Source organism: Bradyrhizobium sp. SZCCHNR1051 (genome assembly GCF_032489615.1).
Classification (GTDB): Bacteria; Pseudomonadota; Alphaproteobacteria; order Rhizobiales; family Xanthobacteraceae; genus Bradyrhizobium.
On sequence record NZ_JAUEYJ010000015.1, the window covers coordinates 89,830 to 112,102 of the forward strand.

General features: G+C 64.7%; 23 protein-coding genes. 15 read left to right on the forward strand and 8 right to left on the reverse strand.

Going from position 1 to position 22,273, the window contains the following annotated elements:
* The first annotated feature begins 121 nt into the window (after positions 1-121).
* The 8 genes from QW868_RS19435 to QW868_RS19470 all read left to right on the forward strand — a co-directional run bounded on the left by QW868_RS19435 (position 122) and on the right by QW868_RS19470 (position 6,804).
* Complete coding sequence (locus tag QW868_RS19435) at positions 122-583, forward strand: MarR family transcriptional regulator (RefSeq protein WP_315739692.1); 462 nt, start codon at positions 122-124, stop codon at positions 581-583.
* 74 nt (positions 584-657) lie between these two features.
* On the forward strand, positions 658-846 hold the full coding sequence (locus QW868_RS19440) for a hypothetical protein (RefSeq protein ID WP_315770906.1): 189 nt from the start codon (positions 658-660) through the stop codon (positions 844-846).
* Between the two features lie 116 nt (positions 847-962).
* Positions 963-1,223 (forward strand): hypothetical protein, encoded by a 261-nt coding sequence (locus tag QW868_RS19445; protein WP_316231229.1) that lies wholly within the window; start codon positions 963-965, stop codon positions 1,221-1,223.
* A 239-nt stretch (positions 1,224-1,462) separates the two neighbouring features.
* Positions 1,463-3,883: a TonB-dependent receptor gene (locus tag QW868_RS19450; RefSeq protein ID WP_315776875.1), complete on the forward strand. Its 2,421-nt coding sequence runs from the start codon at positions 1,463-1,465 to the stop codon at positions 3,881-3,883.
* Positions 3,884-3,885: 2 nt separating this feature from the next.
* On the forward strand, positions 3,886-4,575 hold the full coding sequence (locus QW868_RS19455) for a Fe2+-dependent dioxygenase (RefSeq protein ID WP_316231230.1): 690 nt from the start codon (positions 3,886-3,888) through the stop codon (positions 4,573-4,575).
* Positions 4,576-4,586: 11 nt separating this feature from the next.
* A complete protein-coding gene (exbB, locus tag QW868_RS19460; protein WP_316231231.1) occupies positions 4,587-5,525 on the forward strand; it encodes a tonB-system energizer ExbB in 939 nt (312 codons plus the stop codon).
* A 6-nt stretch (positions 5,526-5,531) separates the two neighbouring features.
* Positions 5,532-5,999 carry a TonB system transport protein ExbD gene (gene exbD / locus QW868_RS19465; protein ID WP_315776871.1) on the forward strand — a complete coding sequence of 156 codons (468 nt, stop codon included), beginning with the start codon at positions 5,532-5,534 and terminating at the stop codon, positions 5,997-5,999.
* A gap of 16 nt (positions 6,000-6,015) precedes the next feature.
* Positions 6,016-6,804, forward strand: coding sequence for a TonB family protein (locus QW868_RS19470; RefSeq protein WP_316231232.1), 789 nt, complete (start codon positions 6,016-6,018; stop codon positions 6,802-6,804).
* A 21-nt stretch (positions 6,805-6,825) separates the two neighbouring features.
* On the opposite strand, the gene QW868_RS19475 is transcribed toward QW868_RS19470, so the two are convergent.
* The 7 genes from QW868_RS19475 to QW868_RS19505 form a co-directional block, all read right to left on the reverse strand.
* Complete coding sequence (locus QW868_RS19475; RefSeq protein ID WP_316231285.1) at positions 6,826-7,230, reverse strand: hypothetical protein; 405 nt, start codon at positions 7,228-7,230, stop codon at positions 6,826-6,828.
* A 61-nt stretch (positions 7,231-7,291) separates the two neighbouring features.
* Positions 7,292-7,972, reverse strand: a complete 681-nt coding sequence (locus QW868_RS19480) for a site-2 protease family protein (RefSeq protein WP_316231233.1) — start codon at positions 7,970-7,972, stop codon at positions 7,292-7,294.
* A 55-nt stretch (positions 7,973-8,027) separates the two neighbouring features.
* On the reverse strand, positions 8,028-8,417 hold the full coding sequence (locus QW868_RS19485) for a GFA family protein (RefSeq protein WP_316231234.1): 390 nt from the start codon (positions 8,415-8,417) through the stop codon (positions 8,028-8,030).
* Between the two features lie 206 nt (positions 8,418-8,623).
* Entirely contained in the window at positions 8,624-9,370 is a 747-nt protein-coding gene (locus QW868_RS19490; protein WP_315757944.1) for an SDR family NAD(P)-dependent oxidoreductase, read from the reverse strand.
* 115 nt (positions 9,371-9,485) lie between these two features.
* Entirely contained in the window at positions 9,486-10,220 is a 735-nt protein-coding gene (locus QW868_RS19495; protein WP_315757943.1) for an SDR family oxidoreductase, read from the reverse strand.
* A 138-nt stretch (positions 10,221-10,358) separates the two neighbouring features.
* Entirely contained in the window at positions 10,359-12,182 is a 1,824-nt protein-coding gene (locus QW868_RS19500) for an IlvD/Edd family dehydratase (RefSeq protein WP_316231235.1), read from the reverse strand.
* Positions 12,183-12,319: 137 nt separating this feature from the next.
* Complete coding sequence (locus QW868_RS19505) at positions 12,320-13,399, reverse strand: LacI family DNA-binding transcriptional regulator (RefSeq protein ID WP_315739704.1); 1,080 nt, start codon at positions 13,397-13,399, stop codon at positions 12,320-12,322.
* A gap of 304 nt (positions 13,400-13,703) precedes the next feature.
* Here QW868_RS19505 and QW868_RS19510 point away from each other — a divergent pair, with 304 nt between their 5' ends.
* The 7 genes from QW868_RS19510 (at position 13,704) to QW868_RS19540 (ending at position 21,445) form a co-directional block, all read left to right on the forward strand.
* Complete coding sequence (locus tag QW868_RS19510) at positions 13,704-14,765, forward strand: sn-glycerol-3-phosphate ABC transporter ATP-binding protein UgpC (protein WP_315739705.1); 1,062 nt, start codon at positions 13,704-13,706, stop codon at positions 14,763-14,765.
* A 67-nt stretch (positions 14,766-14,832) separates the two neighbouring features.
* On the forward strand, positions 14,833-16,155 hold the full coding sequence (locus QW868_RS19515) for an ABC transporter substrate-binding protein (protein WP_315739706.1): 1,323 nt from the start codon (positions 14,833-14,835) through the stop codon (positions 16,153-16,155).
* A gap of 268 nt (positions 16,156-16,423) precedes the next feature.
* Complete coding sequence (locus QW868_RS19520; RefSeq protein ID WP_315739707.1) at positions 16,424-17,377, forward strand: sugar ABC transporter permease; 954 nt, start codon at positions 16,424-16,426, stop codon at positions 17,375-17,377.
* Positions 17,374-18,282, forward strand: a complete 909-nt coding sequence (locus QW868_RS19525; protein WP_315739708.1) for a carbohydrate ABC transporter permease — start codon at positions 17,374-17,376, stop codon at positions 18,280-18,282. The genes QW868_RS19520 and QW868_RS19525 overlap by 4 nt, the downstream gene beginning before the upstream one ends.
* Positions 18,283-18,501: 219 nt before the next feature.
* Entirely contained in the window at positions 18,502-19,485 is a 984-nt protein-coding gene (denD, locus tag QW868_RS19530) for a D-erythronate dehydrogenase (RefSeq protein ID WP_316158446.1), read from the forward strand.
* A 72-nt stretch (positions 19,486-19,557) separates the two neighbouring features.
* A complete protein-coding gene (locus QW868_RS19535; protein WP_315770907.1) occupies positions 19,558-20,727 on the forward strand; it encodes an acetyl-CoA acetyltransferase in 1,170 nt (389 codons plus the stop codon).
* A 160-nt stretch (positions 20,728-20,887) separates the two neighbouring features.
* Entirely contained in the window at positions 20,888-21,445 is a 558-nt protein-coding gene (locus QW868_RS19540; protein ID WP_315739711.1) for a GNAT family N-acetyltransferase, read from the forward strand.
* 224 nt (positions 21,446-21,669) lie between these two features.
* Here QW868_RS19540 and QW868_RS19545 read toward each other — a convergent pair whose 3' ends face one another.
* Entirely contained in the window at positions 21,670-22,233 is a 564-nt protein-coding gene (locus tag QW868_RS19545; protein WP_315739713.1) for a DinB family protein, read from the reverse strand.
* Positions 22,234-22,273: the final 40 nt, after the last annotated feature.

Sequence of the window (22,273 nt, forward strand, 5' to 3'; positions counted from 1 at the left end):
TTAAAACCATTCCCAGCACCGCCAGATATAGTACGCACGCAATTAATGTGTAAACACACGAGCGCGTGGACGAACCTAAACAATCGGCAAGCTTCGAGGGATCGCAAGGGAGTTCACAGCCATGTCGCTGGATATGAGACGTCAGCTCGTTGCGCAGCTTGTCGAAAGCTCGCGCATCCTGCGCAACTATATTGATCATCGTGCCAAACAGCGCGGCACGACCCGCGCACAATGGGTGGTGCTGTTTCGGCTGCGCGCGCACGAGGGGATGTCACAGGTCGATCTCGCAGAAGTGCTGGAACTGCAGCCCATTTCGCTGGTGCGTCTGCTCGACAGGCTGGTCGAGCAGGGGCTGCTGGAGCGCCGGCACGATCCGAGGGATCGCCGCGCGAACCGTCTCCATCTCACCGCCGCGGGACGAAAGCTCGTCGATGATCTCGACGAGCTGCGCGATGCGATTGCCGGCGAGGTTCTGCACGACATTCCGGACGAGGCCGTCGCGACCAGCCTGTCCACGCTCAGGGACCTGAAGGATCGGATCAAGACGCTATCCGATCCGAAAGCCGAGGTCGCGCTCAAATAGCCGAGCCGCAGCGCGGACCGTCTTGATCCCATCTTGAGTTGCGTCGTTCTACTAAAACATCTTGAGTGCGAAAAATGGCGCAGAAGCTTGCCATTGCCGCCGTGCGGCCTGCGCGAGAGCAGGGCGGTCTGCGGCATTCCTCTGCCGCCATCGTCGGCCAGCGCGCCGCGCCGGATCTGTCGCTGACCGCGCGGGTCTCTCGTGCGAAAGCCGCACTCCGACCTATTCTCGCCGTCTTGTCGCGCCCGATGGGAGCTGATTAGAAGCCGATGAGTCCGGCCGCCGTCATGGCGCCGTCGGGCAGGGGCAGGATTCAACTGGAGCGAGGCTGCGTCGCCCGACGATGCGCCGTGCGACGATAGCGAATGGGGAGCTCACGATGGAAGAACTGAATGGAAAGATGCTCGCGTGCCAGATCCTGGTCACCGGCCTGATCGCGCGCGTCGCCAACGAGCAGCGCGATCCCTTGCGCTTCCTGACCGATTTTCGCGATGAGATCAGGGCCGTCGTCAAGGGCGTGCGGATCGCGGGGGTCGATGATTCCGATCGCGTGCGCCAGATCGCGGTGCAGACCGTGGACGAGCTGTTCTCGCTGATGAAGCCGCCGAGCAGCGACGAGCCGGCTGGCTCGTTGAACTGACAAGCGCAGCGATTCGACGGCAGCGCGAGTCAATTCGCGCTGTTTAGAACGATTTCAAGTTCCGCATGTTGTTAGTTGAGCGTTTTAGAATTGTTTTGATCTGGAACTATTCAAGGCCAAATTGGGGCTCCTCAAATTGACCCCCTGAAACACGCCCGATACCAACGACACATCGTTGCAACGCAAATGATCCGCGTTCGCGATGTGGAATGAAAAAATCTGGGGCGCGTGAAAATAAAATGGGACAGGTGAGAGCACCGCGTTCGCTGCGTGGGGTCGCAGCGATGAAGGTCAATGACGGACGAGGAGAGGGGCCCTCCGTCACCAAGGTGTCGGCAGTGGCCGGGCTGATGGCGGTGGCATCGATGTCCTCGGCCGAGGCGCAGCCGGCTTCCGACCTGCCCCCGGTCAACGTCGACGCGCCGATCGCGCGCGCCAAGCCGACGTCCTCCAAGCCGACCGCCGAGCAGGTCCGCGCGCGCAATGCCCTGCGCCGCGCGGCGGCCCGTCAACAGGCGGCGCAGCAGGCCGCGGTGGCGTTCCCGAACGCGGGCGGGCTGTCTGCGCCGGACGCCAACCCTTACGCGGACGCAGCCGAGCCCTACAAGGTCAACCGCGTGCAGGCGTCGGGCAAGTTTCCTGAGCCGCTCCTGAATACGCCCAAGACCATCACGGTGATGAGCAAGGAGGTGCTGCAGGACAAGCACATCACGGCGCTCAAGGAGATCGGCCGCTCGACCGCCGGCGTCACGCTCGGCTCGGGCGAGGGCGGCAATGCGTTCGGCGACCGCTTCTTCATTCGCGGCTTCGATGCCCGCAACGACGTGTTCATCGACGGCATCCGCGATCCCGCGGTGTCGATCCGCGAGAACTTCTTCACCGAGCAGATCGAGATCCTGCGCGGCCCGGCTTCTTCGTATGCCGGACGCGGCACCGCCGGCGGCGCCATCAACATCGTCACCAAGCAGGCTGGCGATACGAACTTCAAGCGGATGGATACCGAGTTCGGCACCGACCAGCAGAAGCGCGTCACACTCGACGTGAACCAGGTGATCTCGCCAACCTTCTCGGTGCGCACCGGCGGTCTGTTCCAGGACTCCAACGTCGCGGGGCGCAACTACGTCACCGATGACCGCTGGGGCGCCTTCCTCTCGACCAAGTGGACGCCGATCGACGATCTCAAGATCACGACGAACTATGTCCATACCGATCTGTCGGGTTATCCGGATTTCGGTGTACCCTACTACAAGCAAGGCAACGTCCCCGTGACCTCCGCGGGCATTCCGCGCGGCACCTGGTATGGCTTCCTCAATCGCGACTTCCAGACGGCGCGGCAGGATTTCGGCACTGCCGCGGCCGAGTACAAGGTCAACGAGGCGATCACCCTCAGCAGCAAGTTCCGCGGCGAGCACTCGCTGCTCAACTATATCGGCACCTTGCCGCAGAATCCGAACACGACCAGCCCCAATCCGCTGCTCTGGACCACCACGGCGAGCGCGCAGAGCCGCTACCAGACGGTGGACGTGTGGGCGAACCAGAACGATGCGACGTTCAAGCTCGATACCGGGGGCATCAAGCACACGGCGGTGCTTGGTACCGAGTTCTCGAACGAGAACATCTCGATCGATCGCTACACCGGCCTCTCGTCCGAACTGTTCGGCGGCGGCTCGACCAGCTCGGGCGCGGTCACCGGCGTCAACGTGTACTCGCCGCAGTACACCTACATCCCATTCAGCAATACGCCGTCGCTGGTGGGCAACCCGACGCGCTACGGCGTCAACACCAACAGCGTCTACGTCATGGACACGGCCAACTGGCAGGACACGGTCATCCTGAACGGTGGGGTGCGCTATGACGGCTACACCATGAGCTCGTCGACGAACTCGCCGAAATACCTCAAGATGAACGCCGACCTGGTCAACTACAATGTCGGCCTGGTCTACAAGCCGATGCCGATCGGCAGCATCTACGCGGCCTATGCGACCTCGGCCAATCCGTTCGGCTCCGAGCTCGACGCCACCGGCACCGACTATGGCGGCGTGCCCGCCAACACCGCCGTGCTGCTCGGGCCGGAGCGCAACAAGGCCGCCGAGCTCGGCACCAAATGGGAGCTGGTCGACCGCCATCTGCTGGTCTCAGCCGCGCTGTTCCAGACCACCAAGGACAATGCCCGCGAGACCGTCGGCGGCCTGCTCACCTCGGGCGCGGCCTACCGCATCCAGGGCATCGACATCGAGGCGGAAGGCAAGCTCACCGATCGCTGGAGCATCTTCGGCGGCCTGGTGCTGATGCAGTCGAAGGTCACGCAGAGTGGCGTCGCTTCCAACATCGGCCTGCAGCTCGCCAACATCGCCCACCAGTCGTTCAGCATGCTGTCGAAGTACAAGCTCGACAATGGCTGGGAGATCGGCGGCCAGGCGGTCTACCGCTCCAAGGTCTATGGCGGTACCTTCGCGGCGAACACCGGCAACGAGCTGCCGAGCTACTGGCGCTTCGACGCGTTCGTCGAGAAGAAGCTTGATGCGCACTGGACCATGAAGCTTTATGCCCAGAACCTGACCAACAAGCTCTATTACGACACACTGTATCGGAGCGCGGTGCCGTTCGTCGCCGTGGCCCCGGGGCGCGCCTTCTACATCGTCACCACTGCGAAGTTCTGATCATGCTGATCTGCATCCCCGACGTTCTGTCGAAGGACGAGGTGGCCGAGTTCCGCCGCATCATGGATGCGGCGGAGTGGGAGGACGGCCGCTCGACGGCCGGGGCGCAGTCGGCCATGGTCAAGCGCAACGAGCAATTGCCACCGGATGGCGAGGCGGCGCGGGTGCTCGGCCAGCGCATCATCCAGGCGTTGACGAAGCATCCGCGCTTCCTGTCGGCGGCGATCCCGCTGCAGATCTTTCCGCCCTTGTTCAACCGCTACACGGCCTCGCGCGGCGATCATTTCGGCATCCATGTCGACAATGCCGTGCGCGGCGATCCGCTGACCGGCCTGCGCATCCGCACCGACCTATCGATGACGCTGTTCCTGGCCGAGCCCGACAGCTATGACGGTGGCGAGCTTGTGATCGAGGACACCTACGGCTCGCACGAAGTCAAGTTGCCCGCGGGGCACGCGGTGCTGTATCCGTCATCGAGCCTTCACATGGTCACGCCGGTCACGCGCGGCGCCCGGGTCGCCTCTTTTTTCTGGATGCAGAGCATGGTACGGGATGCCCACGTCCGGAGCATGATCTTCGATCTGGACACGGCGATCCAGAGTCTGGCGGAACGCCTCGGGAGGGACGATCCCGATGCTGTCAAGCTGACCGGCATCTATCACAATCTGATCCGGCAATGGGCCGAGGTCTAATGGGCCGAAGTATGATGACATCGTTCCTCGTTAGGTTTGCAATCGTCCTGTCATGTCTGTCTGTTGCTGCGGGGCTACCTGCATATGCGCAGCAGGAGCCGGCCAGGTCCGCCCCGGCGGTCTCGACCGATCCGTCCGCGACGGCGCCGGGCACGGCACACACGATGGCACCACCGGCATCGGTCCAGGCCGCGCCGATGGCTGCTGCGCCGGCCGGCGCAGAGAGCGGCACCCGAAGCGGCAAGTCGGTTGCCACCGGACTCGACGAGCTGTCGCCACTCGGCATGTTCCTCAAGGCCGACATGGTCGTCAAAGCGGTCATGATCGCGCTGGCGCTGGCTTCGGTCGCGAGCTGGGCGATCTTGATTGCCAAGAGCATCGAGTTTTCCGTGCTGCGCCGGCGGCTCGTCGGCGCGCTGCGCAAGCTCACCGGCGCCAAGTCGCTGGCGGAAGCGCAGCTCGCGCTCGGCCATGGAAGAAACGTTGCGGCGGTACTGCTGCAGGCGGCGATATCGGAGGCCCGGCTGTCGGCAGGGCTGAACAGCGATGAGGGCATCAAGGAGCGCGCGGCCTCGAGCTTCACCGAGATCGTGCGTGCCGAGGCCCGGCGCGTGCGCGTCGGCATGGGCCTGCTCGCCACGGTCGGCGCAATCTCGCCCTTCGTCGGGCTGTTCGGCACCGTCTGGGGCATCATGAACAGCTTCATCGGCATTTCCAAATCGCAGACCACCAACCTCGCGGTGGTCGCGCCGGGCATCGCCGAGGCGCTGCTGGCGACCGCGATCGGGCTTGCCGCCGCGATCCCGGCCGTCATCATCTACAATCACTTTTCGCGCGTGACGAAGGGCTATCTCGAGCTCGTCAACCGCGCATCGGGCGCCGCCGGCCGCCTGCTGTCGCGTGATCTCGACCGCAGCCAGGTCGGCATTCACGTGCGCGCGGCGGAGTAGCAGGCGATGGCCGTTTCGCTCTCCGAAGGCGATCTCGACGACGATTTCGACGAGACCCACGACATCAACGTGACGCCGTTCATCGACGTCATCCTGGTGCTCTTGATCATCTTCATGGTGGCGGCGCCGCTGTCGACCGTCGACCTGCCGATCGACCTGCCGTCCTCCAGCGCCACGCCGCAGAAGAAGCCGGACAAGCCGACCTATGTCTCGATCAAGCCGGACCTGTCGCTGGCGATCGGGGAAAACCTGGTCAAACGCGTCGACCTGGTGCGCGAGCTCGACGCCATGACCGATCAGCCCAAGGACCGGCCGATCTTCCTGCGCGCTGACAAGCTGGTGCCCTATGGCGAGCTGATGGGAGTCCTGGAGCTGCTGCGCGCCGGCGGCTACACCAAGATCAAGCTGGTGGCGCTGGAAGCGCCGCCTGCCGCGGCCGCCCAGGTGCCGCCGGCCCAGCCCGCGCAGCCGTGAGGGGCGCTGGCTTGTGATGAGCGACCTCGACATCGGGCACTCCCCCTCGCGCCGTCTGTGGTTTCTGGCCATCATGGGCGCGCTGATGCTGCATGTCGGCGGCGCCGCACTGGCGCTGACGCATCTGAAGGACGACGAGGACGCCGGCGGCCTCGGCGCGGCAGGCGCTGAGGTCATCGACATCGACATGGGCTCGCCGAAGGTCGAGAACGACGAGGTTCCGGTCGGACAGGACTCGGTGGCGCAGACCGCCGCTCCGCAGATGCAGGAGCAGAAGGCCGAGGTCGAGCAGACTGATCTCCAGAAGGATGTCCCGACCACGTCCGAGGAGGCCGACCGCGAGGTCACGACCTCCGACGTGAAGAAGCCGACCGAGGAGCAGAAGGTCGCGACGGTCCAGACACAGGCATCAGAGGCGCAGGAAGCCTCCGAGGACACGGCGCGCAAGGCCCTGGACGAGAAGGTTCCTGAAGCCGAGAAGACCAAAGCGCCGAATGCCGGCATCGGCAAGGACGTGCAAAGGCTGACGGCCAATTGGGGCCGCAAGATCAGCGCCTATTTCGAACTGCACAAGAAGTATCCATCCGGAAAGAAGGTTGCGGCCCAGCTCAAGCTGGCGCTCGTGCTCAACCGGCTCGGCCGTGTCGTCTCGGTGGACGTCAGGGAAACGTCCGGCGATCCGGAGTTCGATCAGGCCGCCGTCAGCATGGTCCGCCGTTCGGATCCCGTGCCAAAGCCTCCCGCGGGCCTCACCGACGACGAATTCTCCTTCATCCTGCCGGTCAAGTTCAACCCGCCGAAATGAGGGCATGGGCTTTGGCCGACCTCACTGCCAATACAGCCTGACTCCGACATAGACCGCGCAGAGCGCGGCGAAGATCAACGCGACCGGCAGCTTGCGCGGTGCTGTCGTTCCGCTCTGCGCGGCCTTCGGCTTCGGCGGCAGCTTGCGGAAGGCGGTGACGTTGTCGGTCACCGGCTCGGCGGCGACCGGCTTGACTTCGGGCGGGGCGCCGCCGCCGCCCATCTCGGCATAATAGGCCTTGTACATCTCGCGGATGGTGGCCTCGGTGGCCTCGTCCTCCGACATGTCGCCGAGGCGTTTCTTGTAGCTTGCCAGGAAGTCCTGCGCCGCCGGCGGCAGGCCGGAGGCGCCGTTCAGCTTGGCGATCATCTTCCAGGTCGCGAAATCGGCACGGGCGCGGGTGTCGGCGCGGCGTGCGATCATCATGTCGGCGGCTTTGACCAAGAGTGCCTCGGGGCTCGTTCGTTACCATCCCTGACGGGTAGATCTAGACGTTACCCGTCAATAGCAGAAGCAGCTGCTTCAGAGAATCGGTCGTGGCGCGGAGCAGCCCCGACACAAGATCAAGATTGAGACCGAACTGGGAACCCGCCAGCGGCAGGAGGATCAAAAATCCGATGAGAATCAGCATGCCATAGGGCTCCAGCCGCGCAAACGGCCGGGCCAGCACCGATGGCAGCAAGCCGACCGCGACGCGGCCGCCGTCCAGCGGCGGTATCGGGAGCATGTTGAACACGGCGAGCAGGATGTTGAACGAGAAAATATTCCAAAGATTGCTGGCCACCCACCGGGCAGCCTCCGGCGGAACCAGGGGCAGGGCGTGGAACGCCAGTCCGGCCGCCAGCGCCAGCACGATGTTGGTGGCCGGTCCCGCGAGCGCCACCATCACCATGCCGGCGCGCAGCGGCTGCAGATTGCGAAAATCGACCGGCACCGGCTTTGCGTAGCCGAACAGGAACGGCGAGCCGGACAGCAGCAGCATGCCCGGCAGCAGGATCGTGCCGAACGGATCGATGTGCTTGAGCGGGTTGAAGCTGACGCGACCGAGTCGCAACGCCGTGTCGTCGCCGAAGCGCCAGGCGACGAAGGCGTGAGCGGCCTCATGAAAGGTGATGGCGATGATGATCGGCAGGATCCAGACGGAGATGCCGTAGAGGGAGATGTTCAAGGATCGGGGTTCCGGACGCGTTACGGCCCTACATAGGCACGATGGTTCCCCGATGCTACGCGGGATTCTCCGGAAATTGCGGCAGGCCGTCGTTGAGTTGCACCCAATCCATCTTTTCCGAGACCCAGATGTGCTCGGTCGGGGCAAAGGCGTTGCGGTCGTCGAAGCAGGCCAGGGCCACGCCGACCACCGGGCGCGTCTTGCGCCATGAGAACAGCCTGACGCCGCAGCGCGGGCAGAACATGCGGTCGAGCGCGTCGGAGGAGGGGAAGCGCGCGGTTTCGCCGGTGATCGTCAGCGCGTCGTGCGCGAACAGCGCGCGGGCGAAGAACGGCGCGCCCGTCGCCCGCTGGCAGTTGCGGCAGTGGCAGACGCGCACGTTGATCGGCTCGCCGGTGCATTGGAAGCGCACCGCGCCGCAGAAGCAGCCGCCGTGGTGGGTCATCAGGCAAGCTCCATGGGTCAGAAATCGTGTCGTCAGCGAGACGTGTAGGGTGGGCAAAGGCGCGAGGCAGTCATGCCTGTGTTCTCGCAATATCTCCGGCGCGCTGTGCCCACCGTCCTGATGGGCGAAAGCCGATGGTGGGCACGTCGCCGTCTGCGACGGCGCCTTTGCCCACCCTACACATGGGACGTACCAAACTAACCAAACTAATAAGTTGCGCGGCCGCCGGAAATGTCGAATACGGCGCCTGTCGAGAACGAGCATTCTTCCGAGGCGAGCCACGACACCAGCGCGGCCAGTTCCTCGACCAGCACGAAGCGGCCCTTCGGGATCTTCGACAGCATGAAATTGATGTGCGCTTCCGTCATCTGGTCGAAGATGGCGGTCTTCGCCGCGGCGGGCGTCACCGCGTTGACCGTGATGTTGTGCTGCGCCAGCTCTTTGCCGAGCGACTTGGTCAGCGCGATCAGGCCGGCTTTGGACGCCGAGTAGTGCGCAGCGTTCGGGTTGCCCTCCTTGCCGGCGATCGAGGCGATGTTGACGATGCGGCCATAGCCCTGCTTCAGCATCACCGGCACGATCGCCTTGGCGCAGATGAAGGGACCGTCGAGATTGATGCGCAGCACCTTGCGCCACTCCTCGAGATCGGTCTCCCACACCGTCTTGTTGATGCCGGCGATGCCGGCATTGTTGACCAGGATGTCGATGCCGCCGAACGCTGCCAGCGTCGCGTCACGGGCGCCTTCGACCGCTTTGGTGTCGGTGACGTCGACCTGCAGCGCCAGCACCTCCGAACCGATCGCCTGCGCGGTCTTCTCCGCCAGCGCGATGTCGTGATCCCAGATCGCGACCTTGGCGCCGGAGGCCTTGAAGCGCTCGGTGATGGCGCGGCCAAAGCCCTGCGCGCCGCCGGTGACCACGGCGCAGCGGTTGGTAAGGTCGATGTGGTTCATGATGTTTCCCCGGTCGATCTTTGTTGTCGTCATTCCGGGGCGCGCGCAGCGCGAACCCGGAATCTCGAGATTCCGGGTTCAGCCCTGCGGGCTGCCCCGGAATGACGGAGCACAACTACAGCGTCCAGCCGCCGTCGATGGTATGCGCTACGCCGGTCGTGAACGCGCTCTCGTCGCTGGCGAGATAGACCGCGAGATGGGCGATCTCCTCCGCCGTGCCGAGCCGGCCCATCGGCTGGCGCGAGATGAACATCTCCAGTCCGTTCGGGCCGGCCGAGGCCGCGCGTCCCAGCATCGAGGGCGTTTCGATCGTGCCCGGGCAGATGCAGTTGCAGCGGATGCGCTTGCCCACGAAATCGGCTGCGACCGAGCGCGTCAGCGCCGCCACGGCCGCCTTCGTCGCACCGTAGACGTAGCGGTTCGGCGCCGCCTTGAACACGCCCGCGGCGGAGGCGATGTTGACGATGGCGCCGCCGCCCTGATCGAGCATCTTCGGCAGGAAGGCGCGGATGGTGCGATGCATCGACTTGACGTTCAGATCGAACGAGAAATCCCAGTCGTCGTCGGAGCAGTCGAGGATGGTGCCGTTATGCACGAAGCCGGCGGCATTGAGCAGGATCTCAACCTTGCCGACCCGCTCGGCCATCGCGTTCACGGCCGCGGTGTTGCGCACGTCGAGCGTCGCGACCTCGGCAATGCCTTCGCTCTTCAGCGTGTTCAGGCCGTTCTCATCGATGTCGGTGGCGAATACGGTGGCGCCTTGACGCGCGAAGGCAATGGCACAGGCGCGGCCGATGCCGGCAGCGGCGGCGGTGACGAAGGCGCGCTTGCCCTTGAGACGGTCGGACATGGGGTCTCCCTGGAGATGCGATTTGATGTCTTCCGTCATCGCGAGCGCAGCGAAGCGATCCAGGGGCCGAACGAGGACTCCGGATTGCTTCGTCGCTTCGCTCCTCGCAATGACAGTGGTTGGCTTTGTGCGTTGTGATTAGTGATTATGCCGCGCCACACCGACGGTGCCGGCGATGTTGTGATAGCGCGTGGCAAGCTCCATGCAGGCGCCGGTGGACTGCTGGCCCACCGTGTTGCGATAGAGCTCCTGCCACGGCGTCTGGTTGGCGGGGTGCGGGAAGCCGCCCTTGGCCTTCAGCTCGGCGCGCCGCTTCGCGAGCTCCTCGTCCGAGATCAGGATGTTGGCCGAGCCCTTGTTGAGGTCGATGCGCACGCGGTCGCCGGTCTTGAGGATTGCGAGCCCGCCATCGGCGGCGGCCTCCGGCGACGCATTGAGGATCGAAGGCGACCCCGAGGTGCCCGACTGCCGGCCGTCGCCGATGCAGGGCAGGGACAGGATGCCACGTTTGATCAGCGCCGCCGGCGGCTGCATGTTGACCACCTCGGCGCCGCCGGGATAGCCGATCGGGCCGGCGCCGCGGATGAACAGCACGCAGTGCTCGTCGATCGCGAGCTGGGGATCGTCGATGCGGTCGTGATAGTCCTCCGGACCCTCGAACACGATGGCGCGGCCCTCGAACGCGTTGGGGTCCTTCGGGTTGACGAGATAGCGGTCGCGGAATTCCTTGGAGATCACGCTGGTCTTCATGATCGCGGAATCGAAGAGGTTGCCGCGCAGCACCAGGAAGCCGGCGTCCTTCACCAGCGGCTTGTCGTAGAACCAGATCACGTCGCCGTCGGGCTTCGGCGCCTCGCGGCAATTCTCACCCATGCTGCGGCCGTTGACGGTGATGACGTCCTCGTGGATGCGCCTGTGGCGCATCAACTCGCCGATCACGGCCGGCACGCCGCCGGCGCGATGGAATTCCTCGCCGAGATAGAAGCCTGCCGGCTGCATGTTGACCAGCAGCGGCACGTCGTGGCCGAACTTCTGCCAGTCGTCGATGTCGAGCTCGACGCCGACATGGCGCGCCAGCGCGTTGATGTGGATCGGCGCGTTGGTCGAGCCGCCGATCGCGGAGTTGGCGACGATGCAGTTCTCGAACGCCTTGCGGGTGAGAATGTCAGAGGGCTTGAGGTCCTCCCACACCATGTCGACGATGCGTGTTCCCGTCTCGTAGGCGATCTGGCCGCGCTCGCGATAGGGCGCTGGGATCGCGGCGCAGCCGGGCAGGGACATGCCGAGCGCCTCGGCCAGCGCATTCATCGTCGATGCCGTGCCCATGGTGTTGCAATGGCCGACCGAGGGCGCCGAGGAGGCGACGATCTCCATGAACTCCTCATAGCCGATCTCGCCGGCGGCGAGCCGCTCGCGCGACTTCCACACCACGGTGCCGGAGCCGGTGCGCTGACCCTCGTGCCAGCCGTTCAGCATCGGGCCGCCCGAGAGCACGATGGCGGGGATGTTCACGGTCGCCGCGGCCATCAAGCAGGCCGGCGTCGTCTTGTCGCAGCCGGTCGTCAGCACCACGCCGTCGAGCGGATAGCCGAACAGGATTTCGACCAGGCCGAGATAAGCGAGGTTGCGGTCGAGCGCGGCCGTCGGGCGCTTGCCGGTCTCCTGGATCGGATGGGTCGGAAATTCCATCGCGATGCCGCCGGCGGCGCGGATGCCCTCGCGGACGCGGTGCGCCAGCTCGATGTGATGGCGATTGCAGGGCGAGAGATCGTTGCCGGTCTGGGCAATGCCGATGATCGGCTTGCCCGACTGCAGCTCGGCGCGGGTCAGGCCGTAATTCAGATAGCGCTCGAGATAGAGCGCGGTCATGCCCGGATTGTGCGGATCGTTGAACCACGCCTGCGAGCGCAGCTTGCGGCTCTTGTCAGCGCCGTTGCCGGCATGCCCGTTCGACTTCGTCATGTGCTTTCTCCCGCAGTGCAAACGTGGCGAGGCCGGTCCGTCGTCTGCGCGCCGTGGCCCGCTGTCGAAGATCGCCTACGTCTTTCGTTCAAGTCGTTGTTGGTTCGAGTGGTTCTAATTCATGGTTTTTGGTTGCGCTACCATTTTGTTCCGGAAGCGCGCCCCGACGCGGGCTGGGGACTTGCGGCGGCGCGCTGCAAGGTCGAGCTCTGCCGTTCGATCACCTCGAAGCCGAGATCGACGACGCGCTCCGCCACGGGACGCCCTTCGACGGCGTCCATGATCATCGTTGCCGCGCGCCGGCCCATCTCGTAGCGATTGGTGCGCACGCTGGTGAGCGTCGGAACCGCCGCGGCCATGAATTCCATGTCGTTGAAGCCGACGATCGCGACCTGCTCGGGCACCGCGATGTGCCGGCGCTGGCATTCGAACAGCACGCCGAGGGCGAGATCGTCATTGGCGCAGAACACCGCGTCGAGATCCGGCGCCTTCATCAGCAGATCGGAGAACAGGCTGCCACCCATTGTGGTCGAGGTCGGAACAGGCGCCGTGACGATGAGACGCGGGTCGAACAAGCCGGCCTCCTTCATCGCGTTCTGATAGCCCTGCAGCCTGCGCTGCACCCTTGGGTCCATGCGGGCGCCGATGAAGCCGATGCGGCGGCAGCCCTGCGCGAGAAGGTGTGAAATGGCTGCAAAACAGGCATCGACATGCGAAAATCCGATCATCATGTCGATCGGGTCGGCGCCGAGCTCCATGATCTGCACGACGGGACAGTCCGCTGCCTGGATGATCGACCGGCTCTCCGCCGTCTGGTCGAGACCGGTCACGATCAAGCCGGCCGGCTTCTGCATCAGGAACAGCCGCAACAGGCGTTCCTCTTGCAGCACGCTGTAGCGGGTGTTGGCGAGCTGGATGCTGTAGCGGCTACCCTCGAACGCGTCATAGATGCCGCGCAGCACGTCGGAGAACACGTTGTTGGTGAGGGACGGTATCAGCACGCCGATCACTTCGGTGCGCTGCGAAGCGAGCGCGCGGGCGGCGAGGTTCGGCACATAGCCGAGCTCCTTGGCGGCACTCTCGATCCGCGTGCGGCGGCCGGCCGAGACCGTGGCGGGATTACGGAAGAAGCGTGACACCGTGATCGGGCTGACGCCCGCCAGTGCCGCAACTTCGGTCAGCCGAACTTTGCCCGGCTCGATGCGTTTCCGTCCCATGCCTCGCTCATAGCATAGGCGGTCTGGTACACAAGCGATATTGACAGCGCTATCACGCGGTTGCTAAGCGAGGCATTGCGGAAGCGAACTGAACTGCGGACAATGTCAGCCGAGCTGGTCCTTGTTTCAGATCCAGTCGGAGCGACCAGAGCCAACAACAAGGCCACGAAAAACAAGGCCACCAAAAACAAGACTGCACGACCAAGACTACAAAACGACAAGCGGCCTGATCAAACGGCCGAGAACAACGGTCAGAATGCCGCCGGCAAGCAGCCAATGCTGTCGGTCTTTGAGGAGGAAATTGATGTCGTCGGTGCAAATTCGCGACGTGCGCAAATCTTTCGGCGGATTCGAGGTGCTGCACGGCGTGACGATTCCGATCGAGGATGGCGAGTTCGTCGTGCTGGTCGGGCCGTCCGGCTGCGGCAAGTCGACGCTGCTGCGCATGCTCGCAGGGCTCGAGAACATCACCGCCGGAACCATCTCGATCGGCGAGCGCGTCGTCAACAACGTGCAGCCGAAAGAGCGCGACATCGCGATGGTGTTCCAGAACTACGCGCTCTATCCGCATATGACGGTCGCCGACAACATGGGCTTCTCGCTGAAGCTGCGCGGCGCACGGCCCGAGGACATCAAGAAGGGCGTCGCGCGCGCCGCCGAGATCCTGGCGCTGACGCCGCTGCTCGACCGCTATCCGCGCCAGCTCTCCGGTGGCCAGCGCCAGCGCGTCGCGATGGGCCGCGCCATCGTGCGCGATCCGCAGGTGTTCCTGTTCGACGAGCCGTTGTCGAACCTCGACGCCAAGCTGCGCGTCGCGATGCGCACCGAGATCAAGGAGCTGCATCAGCGGCTCAAGACCACCACCGTTTACGTGACGCACGACCAGATCGAGGCCATGACGATGGCCGACAAGATCGTCGTCATGCACGACGGTATCGTCGAGCAGATGGGCTCGCCACTCGATCTCTACGACAAGCCGGACAACCAGTTCGTGGCCGGCTTCATCGGCTCGCCGGCGATGAACTTCCTCAACGGCCACCTCAAATCCAACGGCTCGGTCTATGTCGAGACCGAGAACGGCGCCAGGCTGCCGATCCTCACCGCGCCGGCTGCCTCCGACGGCCGCCCCGTCGTCTACGGCGTCAGGCCCGAGCATCTCGAACTCGCCGATGACGGCATCGAGGCCGAAGTGGTCGTGGTCGAGCCGACCGGCTCGGAGACGCAGATCGTCGCCCGCATCGGCACCCAGGACATCATCGCGGTGTTCCGCGATCGCCACGAGGTCAATCCTGGGGCGAAGATCCATTTGCGTCCGCGCGCGTCGGCGGCGCATCTGTTCGACAAGGACAGCGGCCGGAGAATTTGACCAGCCGCACGGCGCGGAACTGACAACAAGCAAAACAAGCAAAATACTCAACGGGAGAAAACTTCAGATGGCTCATTTCCCCACCGATCGACGGTCTCTGCTCAAGGGCGGCGCGACCTTGCTGGCGGCTGCCGCGACCATGTCGGCCGAGGACCTGCTCGGCTACGCCAAGGCCTGGGCGCAGACCTCGCCCTTCAAGCCGGAGCCCGGCGCCAAGATCAACATGATGCGCTGGAAGCGCTTCGTCGAGGCCGAGGACGTGGCCTTCATGAAGATCGTCGACGCCTTCCAGAAGGCCAACAACGTCACCATCAACGTCTCCAACGAATCCTATGACGACGTCCAGCCCAAGGCCTCGGTCGCGGCCAATACGGGGCAGGGGCTCGACATGGTGTGGGGCCTCTACACGCTGCCCTTCCTGTTCTCCAACAAGTGCGTCGACATGACCGACGTCGCCGACTACCTCGGCAAGAAGTGCGGCGGCTGGACCGACTCGGGCAAGGCCTATGGCATGCTCGACGGCAAGTGGATCGGCATCCCGGTGGCCGCCACCGGCGGCCTCGTCAACTACCGCATCTCGGCGGCCGAGAAGGCCGGCTTCAAGCAGTTCCCGAAGGACCTCGCCGGCCTGTCCGAGTTCTTCAAGGCCATGAACAAGAACGGCACGCCGGGCGGCATGGCGCTCGGCCACGCCTCGGGCGACGCCAATGGCTGGGTGCACTGGGCGCTGTGGGCGCATGGCGGTAATTTGATCGACAAGGACAACAAGGTCGTCATCAACTCGCCTGAGACCGCCAAGGCGCTCGAATACGTCAAGGGCCTGTACGACAATTTCGTGCCGGGCACCGCGTCGTGGAACGACTCGTCCAACAACAAGGCGTTCCTCGCCGGCCAGCTCTACGCGACCGTCAACGGCATCTCGATCTATGTCACCGCCAAGAAGGAGGCGCCGCAGATCGCCGAGGACATGAACCACGCGCATCTGCCGCCCGGCCTCGACGGCAAGACCCGCGAGATGCATTTGGGCTTCCCGATCCTGGTGTTCAACTTCTCCAAGTACCCGCAGACCTGCAAGGCGTTCACCGCCTTCCTACTGGAGCCGGAGCAGTTCAATCCGTGGATCGAGGCGGCGCAGGGCTATCTGTCGCACTTCCTCAAAGGCTACGACGCCAACCCGATCTGGACGGTCGATCCGAAGAACACGCCGTATCGTGAGGTCGCGGCGACCGCGACCACGCCGGCCGGCCTCGGCAAGCTCGGCGAGGCGGCTGCGGCCGCGATCGCCGACTTCGTCCTGGTCGACATGTTCGCGAACTACTGCACGGGCCGCGAGGACGTGAAGACGGCGATGGCGAGCGCCGAGCGCTCCGCCAAGCGCATCTTCCGCTGAGGAAGATCGCCGACCTTGTAGGGTGGGCAAAGGCGCGCCGAGATCGAATCGAGAGATCGCGATCTATCGCGCGCCGTGCCCACCATACGGGTTGCTGACTGTCGTCATTGCGAGGAGCCGAAGGCGACGAAGCAATCCAGTTTCTTTGCTCGGCCCTGGATTGCTTCGCTTCGCTCGCAATGACGGAACGACTTTTCTATCCGTCCCGAACGCCGGTGGGCACGCTACGCTTTGCCCACCCTACGGTTCGAAGGGAGCTGCTCGACCCATGAGTACCATTCAGACCTCGTTGCCACGAGGCGCCGCCGTCGGCGAGCCCTCGGCATGGGTGCGCATCAAGACCAACCGCAACGTCATTGCGCTGTGGTTCATGCTGCCCGCGGCGGCCTTCCTGATCCTGTTCCTGGCCTATCCGCTGGGGCTCGGCGTCTGGATGAGCTTCACCGACGAGAAGATCGGCCGCACCGGCGTCTTCGTCGGGGTCGAGAACTATGAATGGCTGTGGGACGACTCGATCTTCTGGCTGTCGGTGTTCAACACGCTGCTCTACACGATCGTCGCGAGCGCCATCAAATTCGCGATCGGCCTGTATCTCGCGCTGCTGCTGAACCGGCACATGCCGTTCAAGGCCATGATCCGCGCCATCGTGTTGATCCCCTTCATCGTGCCGACCGTGCTGTCGGCGATCGCGTTCTGGTGGATCTACGATTCGCAGTTCTCGATCATCTCCTGGTCGCTGATCAAGCTCGGGGTCATCACTCAGAACATCAACTTTCTCGGTGACACCAACTGGGCGCGTGCCTCCGTCATCATCGCCAACATCTGGCGCGGCGTGCCGTTCGTCGCCATCACCTTGCTGGCCGGCCTGCAGACCGTGTCACCCTCGCTCTATGAGGCCGCCACGCTCGACGGCGCCACCAGTTGGCAGCGCTTCCGCTTCATCACCTATCCGCTGCTGACGCCGATCATCGCAGTCGTCATGACCTTCTCGGTGCTGTTCACCTTTACCGACTTCCAGCTGATCTGGGCACTCACCCGTGGCGGCCCCGTCAACGCCACCCACCTGATGGCGACACTGAGCTATCAGCGCGGCATCATCTCCGGACGGCTCGGCGAGGGCGCCGCGATCGCGACCGCCATGATCCCATTCCTGATGGCGGCGATCGCGATCTCCTGGTTCGGCATGCAACGGCGCAAATGGCAGCAAGGATCCGACCAATGACCGACACCACGCTGCACGCCAAGGCGCCCACCACGGCCGGCTCCGACGAATCCGAGGGCATGAGCTACCTGGAGTCGCTGCCGCGCCGGCTGATCACGCTGTATCTGCCGCTGTTCATCATCCTCGTGGTGCTGCTGTTCCCGTTCTACTGGATGGGGCTGACGTCGATCAAACCCGACGAGCAACTGATCGACATGGAGAAGTACAACCCGTTCTGGGTGGTGCATCCGACCTTCAAGCACATCTCCAAGCTCTTGTTCGAGACGCAGTATCCGCGCTGGCTCTGGAACACGATGTATGTCGCGGTCGGCGCGACCACGCTGTCGATCTTCGCCTCCGTGCTCGCGGCCTATGCGATCGTGCGGCTGCGCTTCAAGGGCGCCGACACCGTCGGCGTGCTGATCTTCTTCGCCTATCTGGTGCCGCCGTCGATCCTGTTCATCCCGCTGGCCTCGGTGATCCAGGCCTACGGCTTGTTCGACTCGCCGCTGTCCTTGATCCTGGTCTATCCGACGCTTCTCATTCCGTTCTCGACCTGGCTCTTGATGGGCTACTTCAAGACGATCCCGTTCGAGCTCGAGGAATGCGCCCTGATCGACGGCGCCAGCCGCTGGCAGATCCTGGTCAAGATCGTGGTGCCGCTCGCGGTACCCGGCCTGATCTCGGCCTTCATCTTCTCGTTCACCCTGTGTTGGAACGAGTTCATCTATGCCCTGACCTTCCTGCAGTCGACGCCGAACAAGACGGTGCCGGTCGCCATCGTCAACGAGTTCGTCGACGGCGACATCTACAAATGGGGATCGCTGATGGCCGGCGCCCTGGTCGGCTCGCTGCCGCTCGTGATCCTTTACGCCTTCTTCGTCGAGCACTATGTGTCGGCGATGACCGGCGCGGTGAAGGAGTAGGCGAGATTCGCGTGTTCCGTCATTGCGAGCGCAGCGAAGCAATCCAGAGCTATGGAGAAGACTCTGGATTGCTTCGTCGCTTCGCTCCTCGCAATGACGACCAGTTTTCGTAGGGTGGGCAAAGCGAAGCGTGCCCACCGTCGTCCGGCATCACCCGGTGCTGCGGTGGGCACGGCGCTATGCGCCTTTGCCCACCCTACATTTTGAAGGAGCACTCCCTTGCATATTCTCGTTCTCGGCGCCGCCGGCATGGTCGGACGCAAGCTGGTCGAGCGTCTCGTTCGCGATGGCCGCCTCGGCGAGGCCGCCATCACCCGCATGACCCTGCAGGACATCGTGGCGCCGGCGAAGCCGGATACGAGCATCGCGGTCGAGACCATCGCCGGCGATTTCGCCGTCGCAGGTTTTGCCGAGAAGCTGGTCGCCGCGCGTCCGGACGTGATCTTCCATCTCGCCGCGATTGTCTCCGGCGAGGCCGAGCTCGATTTCGACAAGGGCTACCGCATCAATCTCGACGGCACGCGGATGCTGTTCGACGCGGTCAGGCTGATCGGCGACGGCTACAAGCCGCGCCTCGTCTTCACCTCGTCGATCGCGGTGTTCGGCGCGCCGTTCCCCGACGCCATCGGCGACGAGTTCGTCAATGCGCCGCTGCTCAGCTACGGCACCCAGAAGGCGATCGGCGAGCTGCTGCTGGCCGATTACAGCCGCCGCGGCTTCTTCGACGGCGTCGGCATTCGTCTGCCGACCATCTGCATCCGCCCCGGCGCGCCCAACAAGGCCGCCTCCGGCTTCTTCTCCAACATCCTGCGCGAGCCCTTGGCCGGCAAGGAGGCCGTGCTGCCGGTGTCCGAGGACGTCCGGCACTGGCACGCGACGCCGCGCTCCGCTGTCGGCTTCCTCCTGCATGCCGCGACCATGGACACCGCGCGGATCGGCCCGCGCCGCAACCTCACCATGCCCGGCCTGTCGGCGACCGTCGGCGAGCAGATTGCCGCGCTCCGGCGCGTCGCTGGTGACAACGTCGCGGCTCGCATCAAGCGGGTTCCCGATCCCTTCATCATCGGCATCGTCGACGGCTGGCCGCGGAATTTCGAGGCCAAGCGGGCCCGCGAACTCGGCTTCACCACGGAAGAAAAGACCTTCGACGACATCATCCGGATTCACATCGAGGACGAACTCGGTGGTAAGTTCGTGGCCTGAGAACGCCACCAGCCTCTGGACTCAAATGGCGCGAAGCGCCATTTGAGCAGGGAGATAGTCGGGAGAGAGAGCATGACCGCCAGCATCGTCGGATGGGCGCATACGCCGTTCGGGAAGTTCGACGCCGAGACCGTCGAGAGCCTCGTCGTCAAGGTCGCCAACGAGGCGATCGCGGATGCCGGAATCTCGGCCGGCGACGTCGACGAGATCGTGCTCGGCCATTTCAACGCCGGCTTCTCGCCGCAGGATTTCACGGCATCGCTGGTGCTGCAGGCCGACCCCGCGCTGCGCTTCAAGCCGGCGACGCGGGTCGAGAACGCCTGCGCCACGGGCTCGGCCGCCGTGCACCAGGGTATCCGGGCGATTGCCGCCGGTGCCGCGAAAATCGTGCTCGTGGTCGGCGTCGAGCAGATGACGCGCACGCCGGGGCCGGAGATCGGCAAGAACCTGCTCAAGGCGTCGTACCTGCCGGAGGATGGCGACACCGTCGGCGGCTTCGCCGGCGTGTTCGGCAAGATCGCGCAGGGCTATTTCCAGAAATACGGCGACCAGTCCGACGCGCTGGCGCTGATCGCCGCCAAGAACCACAAGAACGGCGTCGCCAACCCCTATGCACAGATGCGCAAGGATTTCGGCTTCGAGTTCTGCCGCTCCGAGAGCGAGAAGAACCCCTATGTCGCCGGTCCGCTGAAGCGCACCGATTGCTCGCTGGTGTCCGACGGCGCCGCCGCGCTGGTGCTGGCCGACAGCGAGACCGCGAAGTCGTTCGCCAAGGCGGTGAATGTCCGCGCCACGGCGCATGCGCAGGATTTCCTGCCGATGAGCAAGCGCGACATCCTTGCCTTCGAAGGCTGCACGGTGGCCTGGCAGCGCGCGCTGGAGAAGGCGGGCGTCACGCTGTCCGATCTCTCCTTCGTCGAGACCCATGACTGCTTCACCGTCGCCGAGCTGATCGAGTACGAAGCGATGGGCCTGACCCCGAAAGGGCAGGGCGCCCGCGCCATCAAGGAAGGCTGGACGCTCAAGGACGGCAAGCTGCCGGTCAATCCGTCCGGCGGCCTCAAGGCCAAGGGCCACCCGATCGGCGCCACCGGCGTCTCCATGCACGTGATGACCGCGATGCAGCTCACCGGCACGGCGCCCGAGGGCATGCAGCTCCCCAACGCCAAGCTCGGCGGCATCTTCAACATGGGCGGTGCGGCCGTGGCCAACTACGTGTCGATCCTGGAGCCGGCGAAGTAGGCGAGGTCCATCCTCCGTCATTGCGAGCGAAGCGACGCAATCCAGGGCCGAGCATGCTGCCCTGGAATGCGTCGTCGCTGCGCTCCTCGCAATGACGGTGATACAGGAGAGCTTCCGCGATGCGGAAGCTCTTTGTCATTCGCTGGTCCGATTGCCTATCATGATCATCTCCACCGAACGTCTGACCTTGCGCGAGTGGCGCGACGAGGACCGGGCGCCGTTCGCGGCGATGTCCGCCGATCCGGCCGTGATGCAATTCCTCCGCGCGCTGCCAACGCGGCAGGACTCGGACCGGTGGATCGATTTCCAGATCGCCCATCAGGCCGCGCACGGCTTCGGCTTCTGGGTGGTCGAAGACCGCGCCACCGGCACTTTCCTCGGCGCCACCGGTCTGTTCCGCGTCACCTTCGACGCGCCGTTCACGCCGGCGGTCGAGATCGGCTGGCGGCTGGCGCGCGCGGCCTGGGGGCAGGGGATCGCGACGGAGGCAGCGCGCGCGTCGCTCGCGTTCGGCTTCGATGAGCTCGGCCTTGATGAGATCATCGCCTATGCCGCGCCGGCCAATCACGCCTCGCAGAACGTCATGCGCAAGCTCGGCATGATCCGCGACGAAGCGTCCGATTTCGATCATCCGCGGGTCGAGGCGGACAGTCCGCTGCGCCGGCAGGTGATGTACCGGCTGCCACGCGAGATGTGGGCCAAGAGCGAGATGCGGTAGGGTGGGCAAAGCGGCCGCCGAAGGCGGCAGCGTGCCCACCGTCGGGCGGCGTGCGGATCAGCAGGATGGTGGGCACGGCGCCATTGCGAGCGCATGCGTGGAGAGAGCGCGGCAGCGCCTTTGCCCACCCCAGGGTGCCATTCTGGTAGCCCGGATGAGCGCAGCGATATCCGGGTCCATCGCGACAGCTCGTGTGACCCCGGATGTCGCTGCGCTCATCCGGGCTACGGCTTCCAGACCTTTTCCTCGCTGAAGCCGAGCTCGGCAAAATCCTTCGTCCGGAACGAGGCGTCATCCGCCGGAAAGAACTCGTCCAGCTGCGGCGGCTTCACCGACGTGCTCGACAGCATGGCATGCGCCTGGCCGCGGTGGTGGATGTCGTGCTGGAACAGATGCAGCAGGAGGCGGTCGCAGCGCTCGTTCTGCACGCGGCTCTCGCGGTTGATGCGTACGTTCACGTCGAGCCGCGCCGGTGTCAGCGCCTCGCAGAACGCAATCAGCCGGCGGTCCATCGCGCTCTGCGCCTTCGCAAGATCGGCCAGGCGCGGGAACGGCACCTCGTTCTGCCACGCCATCGGGCCGAGCCAGCCGCCTTCCAGCGCATCGATGTAGAACAGATCGATGATGTAGATGTGGTTCAGCGTCCGCTGCAGGCTCGGGAAAAAGCCCGTGCGCTCGGCGGCGAAATCCTCGGCGCTGAGCTGGCCGCAGGCGGTCAGCAGCCGGTGATTGGCCCATGCATTGTTATAGGCGAAGGCACGAAAGGTCTGGACGAGATCGGCGGGCATTGGGACAGGGCACCCCGTGATGGCTCGCTTCAGATCATAC